The organism is Arenibacter latericius DSM 15913, assembly GCF_000424985.1.
GTDB lineage: Bacteria > Bacteroidota > Bacteroidia > Flavobacteriales > Flavobacteriaceae > Arenibacter > Arenibacter latericius.
Window position 1 is genome coordinate 1 of record NZ_AUKX01000079.1, and the last position, 6666, is coordinate 6666.

Consider the following 6666-nt stretch of genomic DNA (forward strand, 5'->3'; position numbering starts at 1 on the left):
CATCATTAGCATCCTCATATCCCTGCATCAGCATAAATACGCGTTGCTTTAAAAGTTTCTCTATCGTATGGGTGACTAAGATGGGATTGCGACTATCTGGAATAAATTGACTGAAATACCTGATTAACTTGTGTTCCCGCTCTATTTTCTCCAGTAAAACCAGAGAACCATCAGAACTTATTTCTTCTGCAGAAAAATCTACGGAAATTGATTTTTTACCTCGGTAGAAAACTGTATTTTTAGTACTCAAAATTGGGTGATTTTAGTGTTAGTAAAGATGCCTGTAAGCTCTTTAAATATAACACTTTACACCCAATTTTACTATATACCCATGAATTATCCGGGTTAAATGGCTATACGGTAATTACAGAAATCTTAAAAACTGAGGCCCCCATTTTAGCATTTGGGGAAATAACTATTGATGATGTTGAAGCAATTTTGGAAACGGGTATTTCTGGACTCGCTGTTTCAAATGTAATTACCCAGAATTTTAATACTATTAGAAAATTCAACCAATTACTAAATGCTTCTTCCACACAAGAGCAGCGCTATACCTTTTCACAAAATAAGAAGAACAATTTATAAATAGCCTTAAAGAGTGGATTGTGACCTATAGTTGCATTTTATTTTCTAATCAGTATTCCATAAAAAAAGCCCATCTAAATAAATAGATGGGCTTTAAGTAACTTGAAGTATATGTATTAGATAACTTTTACGTTTACTGCGTTTAAGCCTTTGTTACCTTCCTGAAGATCAAATTCAACTTCGTCGCCTTCGCGTACTTCGTCGATTAATCCAGAAATGTGTACAAAGTGATCTTTTTCAACTCCTTCTTCAGTGATAAATCCAAACCCTTTAGTGTCATTGAAAAATTTTACTGTTCCTGTGTTCATTGTAATATTTATTAAATTTATAATACTTAAAGTGCAAAGGTGGTGCCATTATTTCAATAAACAATCTTTTATTTTGTTTATTTTTCAATACATATTCAAATGGCTTGTAATTTTCGTATTCATTCTTGCGTATGCACATACTTAATAAAGCCTATCATCAATAGTAATATAACAGCTTAGAAGAATTTCATACCCCAATTATCTGCTCTGAAATAAGAAATGATCATTTCATAAAAATGTCATTACAACTACCCTTTTACAAAGATTAAATTGAAATTGGTTGCCAATTCTGTTTATGAATCTCCTGAGTTAATTAAATCTTGACCTTATGGAAATACTCATTTACACATTACTAAATGGATGCAAGAGATAGTTGATTGAGTCTTTTTAAAATGTAAGCAGGGGCTTTACCCGAATTTTTTGATGTATAAGAAATAGCACTTTCACAACAAAAAGTTGTCCCTGAGTTGGGCTGCGCTTTATTTACATTCAATTAATATAAATCTTAAATACAATTTAGATGAAATTAAAGTTAGTTACCATGCTGTTCTTCTCTGCAACAATTTCTTTTGCACAAGAAGACTCAAAGGAACGTGAAAAACAAGCAGCTTTTGATCCTGCTTATAGCTCATATTCAAGAAAAAAACCTGCTTATGTAACCCTTAAAACTGGGGAGAAATTTGAAGCGGACATCAAAGATGTAGACCGTAAAAAAGGTCTGATCAACGAAATTAAGTTTATAAAACCAGACGGAAAGAAACTGAGGGTTATGGCAGATGAAATTGCTGATCTATATATGGCCCCATCGGGAATTGATCAGCTGCAAAAGCATGACAATTATATGAAGGATGTTACCAAATGGGGCAAGAGTGATGGTTCTAAATACATTAGCAAGGGATACACCTTGTATACTAATCAATTGGTTTCTTTAAAAAATAAGAAGAAAGAAGCCGAATTTTTAATGCAGGTTATAAATCCAAAATTCAGTCAGTATATAGAGGTTTATTCGGACCCATGGGCTAAAGAGACCATGAGTTTAGGCTTTGGTGCAATGAATTTGGCCGGAGATAGAGCAAAATCATACTACATTAAAAAAGGTAATGAAAAGGTATTATGGCTAACAAAAAAAGATTTTGATGATCACTTTGAGTCTTTGTTTATGGATAATGATAAGTTTAAAGCAAAATATGCCGATCACAGATTTAAGTGGAGATTATTAGGAGTATATATTTTAGACTACACAGAATTCATGGCCGAAGATGGAGAATTGACTGAAAGTAAATAACCATTCTTATAGCGTATAAGCAATAAAATAGCGGGGCATTCCCCCGCTATTTCTTTAACCTCTGTTATTCATTATAATACTAAAAATGTATATATAAATTCCCATCCTCATTATTCCATATAAAAGTCTATCATTTTTTAGATGCAAAGTGTCTAATCCTCCCTTAATCTAGAAATTACGGCTCCCACTTCATTTTTCTCAAATGTCCCTATGGTTTTTAGGATAAAACGCACAAAACGGGACTTTGGGGATTTTATAACTTTACTGAGCTGCAGCACCATGGAATCTATGCCATTAATTGCCTCATCTTGATTACCAGCCCCCAACGACCAAAGCAAGTTTGTACTGTTCCATGCTTGTTCACGTGCTTTACGCATACTAAAATCAATTATCTTCTCATCCGAATTCTTTCCAATCATATCCAGCAAAAAAAGCATATAGGATACGCTACTCAGTCTATCTTGAATTTCGTTGACAATACTAAAAAGAATATCGTTTATCCTATTAAAATCATTTTCAATTTCAGCCAACTCCTTGCCATTCATTGATGCGGTTGTTGCAATGGCCAAATCTAGATTGATATGCGCATTGATTCCCATTAAAATGTGTTGCAAAATGGTTAACGGTTCCTTTTTGCTTATAAATGCAAATTCCCAGGATTTGGGGACGCTTTTATTTAATTTATAATCTTTGTACGCATTGAGGTAAAGATTGGCAAATACAACATCCATTTTCTCCATACGCGGATTGTCATCAAAGTTTTGCAATTGTATTTCCCTGAATATTTCAGCGGTAGTTCTTCTATATACAAAGGCAAACAATCCTAGCCTGTCATTGGAAGCAATAGCATCTTCAATGATGATATCCAATTCATTAAGAACTTCTTGAATGGTGGTTGCGCTATTCATTTAATTATCTAGTTCATGAAAATAACCTCTTATCTAATTAAGTAGGTCTGCTCTATAGGTCTTGTCACTTATCGCCATTTAATTTGTCGACCTATTGAAACGATTGCGAATAAAATAGAAAACGGTTGCTGATTATTATACTAATTGGGGGAGAACCCCATAAAGATAAATAAATTTCAGAAGTTATTATTTGCGGAAGATCAATTGTATTGCTTTTTGATTTATACCCTCTTTCCAAACCTATCTTTATATTGTAAGTTATATCTACCTAAGGAACCATTGCAACACACAAGTATTTACAACATCAATCCCCTCCCCTCTTACGCTCCTAAAAGGACTACAAAGGTCATTCTGTATGAAAATTGAATTGCCTAGGCTAATTTCTATCGTTAATACCTGGCAGTTTCAATGGGGGTTAGTTTCCCCACGCCTCATCTATCATTTGCTCCCATCCATATTTTGGTCGCCATCCCAGTAACAATTTTGCTTTATTATTATCCAACCAAGTGGAGTGGTATTCGGTTTTTATGGGCACCGATTTAATTTTGCGAGTTTCTAGGAGATAATCGGCCGCTTTCCCATAGTCAAAAGGCTCATCCATGGAAATATTAAAAGTCTGTTGTTTTGCCTCTTTGTGATCCAAGGCAATCTGTATAGCTGCAACAAGGTCCTTTAGATGCACCATATTCCTTCTCATTGGATTTCCATCGGCACTGAGCACAAGCGGAATATTATGTTCCTTTTCATATTCCTCTGCGGTTTGGGACTTAACCATTTTGTGCCATTCAGGTACCCCAAATACCTGCTTTCTAAAACTGAGATGTCGCTTTAAATCGTCCCCCTCCATGATCCAAGAAGCACGAAGACAAGTCCCATCCAGATTGTATTGTACAAAATATTGTTGCAACATGGCTTCCTCAAGTACTTTGGACAAGGCATAACATCCAGGATAGGCTGTATGTGGTTGTTGCTCTGTAATTGGGGCCTTATGCGGATAAAAATAATGACCTACGGATGCATCTCCGCCAATTAATATAAAACGCTTAAAAGTGTTGGACTCCCTACAACTTTCCAATAACCAAAACAATCCCTTTATGGCAACGTCCATAATGGTTTCTGTGTCTTCCTTGGGGGTTGCCAAGTGAACCACATGGGTAATGTCCTTCATAGCCTTTCGCACCGTTGCCAGATCAGCTATGGAGCCCTGGACTACCTCCACACGAGCATTAGGGATTATAGTACGCTTGTGGCATAGGGCCCTGATAGTTCCCTTTTCTAATGGGTCCTTAAGAAAAGTATCAATAAAAGCCCGTCCTACCTTTCCAGTAGCACCTGTAACAAGAATCTTTTTTTCACTCCCCCTCATTCCTACGGTTAATTATAGTAAGTAGTGAAAATACATCATTAATAATTAAGGCCTATTCCAACCCCTAACCCCATATCACTATCATAATGTGTGGTTAAACCTAAGTGCCTAGTTACTATATACTTAAAACCTCCCATATATTCTTTATCCGTATTCACCATAAAGCTCATCCGCAAGCGTTGGGAAATAGGAATATCTTCGCGCATCAGCTGAAACCGCACATTACCATCAGTAAATACCTCTGCTTGCGCTATAATAAGTAATGGCAAGGTGTATTCCGCACCAACACTCATAACTGCTCTTTGATCTTTTGTGTTTGCCTGTCCAAAAATATTCTTTTCAATTTCATTATGTCCCAATTTTCTATACCGCCAATCAAACCCTATAAAGGGCATAAACCATTGGTTTTTGCCTATATATCTTCCAATGTGGATTTCAGTTTCATAACCGTGATCATCATGATATCCCAAACGCCATTCCGCACCTATACTCCACCTTGTATTTCCTAGCATAACCATTCCATCATTACCATTACTGGCAAAATCGTTTTCAGCCATAAAATGAAACTCATTGCTCTCTCTTTGCAATTTTTTATAAGCCCATTCCTTATCCGGTAAATAAGGGTTTGGGGCTTGTTCTTCATAGCTAAAAACGCGGTTCATTCCTGCCATCATATGATATAGTATATGACAATGGAAAAACCAATCCCCTTCTGTATTGGCATTAAATTCTATAGTATCCGTTTCCATTGGCATAATGTCCAATACATTTTTAAGTGGCGCATACTCCCCTTGCCCATTTAGCACCCTAAAATCATGTCCATGCAAGTGCATAGGGTGACGCATCATAGAACCATTATAAAGCACAATGCGAACATTTTCCCCTTTCTTAATTAGGATTTTGTCGGTTTCCGCAAGTACCTTGTTGTCCATACTCCACACATAGCGGTTCATATTACCCGATAGTTCAAAACGCAATTCCCTAATAGGGGCATCTGCTGGGAGTGTTGTTGGTTGTGGTGCTTTTAGCATAGCATAATTAAGGGTAACCAAATCGTCTCCTAAACCCATATTATGTTTGGAATGGTCCATCTCTCCTTCCATTTTCATTTTGCTACTTTTCTTATCTTCTTTGCTTCCGGTGATTTCTGGGTACATTACGGCATTCATATCCATTTGCTGAAGGCTCATTTCCATTCCCATATCATCCATACTTCCATCCATATTCATCATGCCATTCATCATTTTCATGCCTTCAAAGTATTTCAACTTTGGCATTCTACTTTTTAATTGACGAATGCCATTACCTATAAAAATTGAGGCAGAATTGGTGCGATCTTCTGGGGTAACCAAAAATTCGTAAGAAACGTCATTGGACGGAATGGAAACAATTACATCATAGGTTTCAGAAACTCCTATAATCAACCTATCTACCTCTACTGGTTCTACATCATTACCATCATTGGCAACAACGGTCATTTTACCCCCTGCATAACTAAGCCAAAAATAAGAGGAGGCTCCCCCATTGGAAATACGTAAACGCACTTTATCACCTCCTTTAAATTGGGATAACTGACTCTCATTTTTACCGTTTATGAGGAATTTGTCATAATACACATCACTAACATCCATTGCCAACATCCGTTTCCACTCGTTGGTCAATTTGGTCTTAAAATGCCCTTCTTTAATGGCTTCGGCATAGCTTTGGGTGGTGCCTTTTTTAATAGCTCCCCAGTCATTGGCATTGTGCAACATACGATGCACATTTTCGGGATTAATATCTGTCCACTCACTTAGAATAATAGGAACAGCTGGCAAATCATCAATTCCTGGCCTGAAAGTAGGATCGTCCTTTTTTTTATTCTAGAGGGGTAAATACCCCGAGGCTTGCCTCGCACGAAAAAAAACAGTAATCTTGAGCGTGAGCTCAAGCACCCATATACATAAGAGCCACAACGTTTCGTTGTTACTCTATCATTTGGTTTGTTCGACCAAATATCGCCGATTGGTACTAAGTCCTAAAGTTGAGAGGATTCTGTGTCAGACGTGTCTAGATATTCAGTACAGGTATGAAATCCATTTTTTGGAGATAGGTACGGATAAGGATCATGTTCATTTTTTGATTCAGAGTGTTCCAACATATAGTCCGACCAAAATAGCAAGGACGGTAAAGAGCCTTACTGCCCGTGAGATTTTCTTTCATGCCCCAGGAGTA

General features: G+C 36.8%; 8 protein-coding genes. 3 read left to right on the forward strand and 5 right to left on the reverse strand.

What is annotated here, in order from left to right; genetic code table 11:
• A partial coding sequence (locus H344_RS0116305; protein ID WP_205667180.1) for a transposase occupies positions 1 to 250 on the reverse strand: 250 nt, incomplete at its 3' end.
• A 2-nt stretch (positions 251 to 252) separates the two neighbouring features.
• Here H344_RS0116305 and H344_RS20630 point away from each other — a divergent pair.
• Positions 253 to 585, forward strand: a complete 333-nt coding sequence (locus tag H344_RS20630; RefSeq protein ID WP_026811260.1) for a beta/alpha barrel domain-containing protein — start codon at positions 253 to 255, stop codon at positions 583 to 585.
• Between the two features lie 116 nt (positions 586 to 701).
• On the opposite strand, the gene H344_RS0116315 is transcribed toward H344_RS20630, so the two are convergent.
• Positions 702 to 893 carry a cold-shock protein gene (locus tag H344_RS0116315; protein WP_026811261.1) on the reverse strand — a complete coding sequence of 64 codons (192 nt, stop codon included), beginning with the start codon at positions 891 to 893 and terminating at the stop codon, positions 702 to 704.
• Between the two features lie 520 nt (positions 894 to 1413).
• Here H344_RS0116315 and H344_RS20635 point away from each other — a divergent pair.
• The gene (locus H344_RS20635; RefSeq protein WP_051254375.1) at positions 1414 to 2178 is read left to right on the forward strand and encodes a F0F1 ATP synthase subunit delta; all 765 of its coding nucleotides are present in this window, start codon (positions 1414 to 1416) and stop codon (positions 2176 to 2178) included.
• Between the two features lie 152 nt (positions 2179 to 2330).
• Here H344_RS20635 and H344_RS20640 read toward each other — a convergent pair whose 3' ends face one another.
• From H344_RS20640 to H344_RS20650, 3 genes are all read right to left on the reverse strand, one after another.
• Positions 2331 to 3086 (reverse strand): DUF5995 family protein, encoded by a 756-nt coding sequence (locus tag H344_RS20640; RefSeq protein WP_051254376.1) that lies wholly within the window; start codon positions 3084 to 3086, stop codon positions 2331 to 2333.
• A gap of 415 nt (positions 3087 to 3501) precedes the next feature.
• Positions 3502 to 4452, reverse strand: a complete 951-nt coding sequence (locus H344_RS20645) for an NAD-dependent epimerase/dehydratase family protein (RefSeq protein WP_051254377.1) — start codon at positions 4450 to 4452, stop codon at positions 3502 to 3504.
• 38 nt (positions 4453 to 4490) lie between these two features.
• Entirely contained in the window at positions 4491 to 6269 is a 1779-nt protein-coding gene (locus tag H344_RS20650; protein ID WP_394330148.1) for a multicopper oxidase family protein, read from the reverse strand.
• A 103-nt stretch (positions 6270 to 6372) separates the two neighbouring features.
• Between H344_RS20650 and tnpA the strand changes: the two genes are divergently transcribed.
• Positions 6373 to 6666: IS200/IS605 family transposase (gene tnpA / locus H344_RS21555; protein WP_169514985.1), on the forward strand; the 294-nt coding region annotated here is incomplete at its 3' end.

Excerpts from the sequence above, each read along its gene's own strand:
- H344_RS0116315 (WP_026811261.1), bottom strand. The coding sequence starts at position 893 with ATGAACACAGGAACAGTAAAATTTTTCAATGACACTAAAGGGTTTGGA.
- H344_RS20645 (WP_051254377.1), bottom strand. The coding sequence starts at position 4,452 with ATGAGGGGGAGTGAAAAAAAGATTCTTGTTACAGGTGCTACTGGAAAG.
- H344_RS20640 (WP_051254376.1), bottom strand. The coding sequence starts at position 3,086 with ATGAATAGCGCAACCACCATTCAAGAAGTTCTTAATGAATTGGATATC.
- H344_RS20635 (WP_051254375.1), top strand. The coding sequence starts at position 1,414 with ATGAAATTAAAGTTAGTTACCATGCTGTTCTTCTCTGCAACAATTTCT.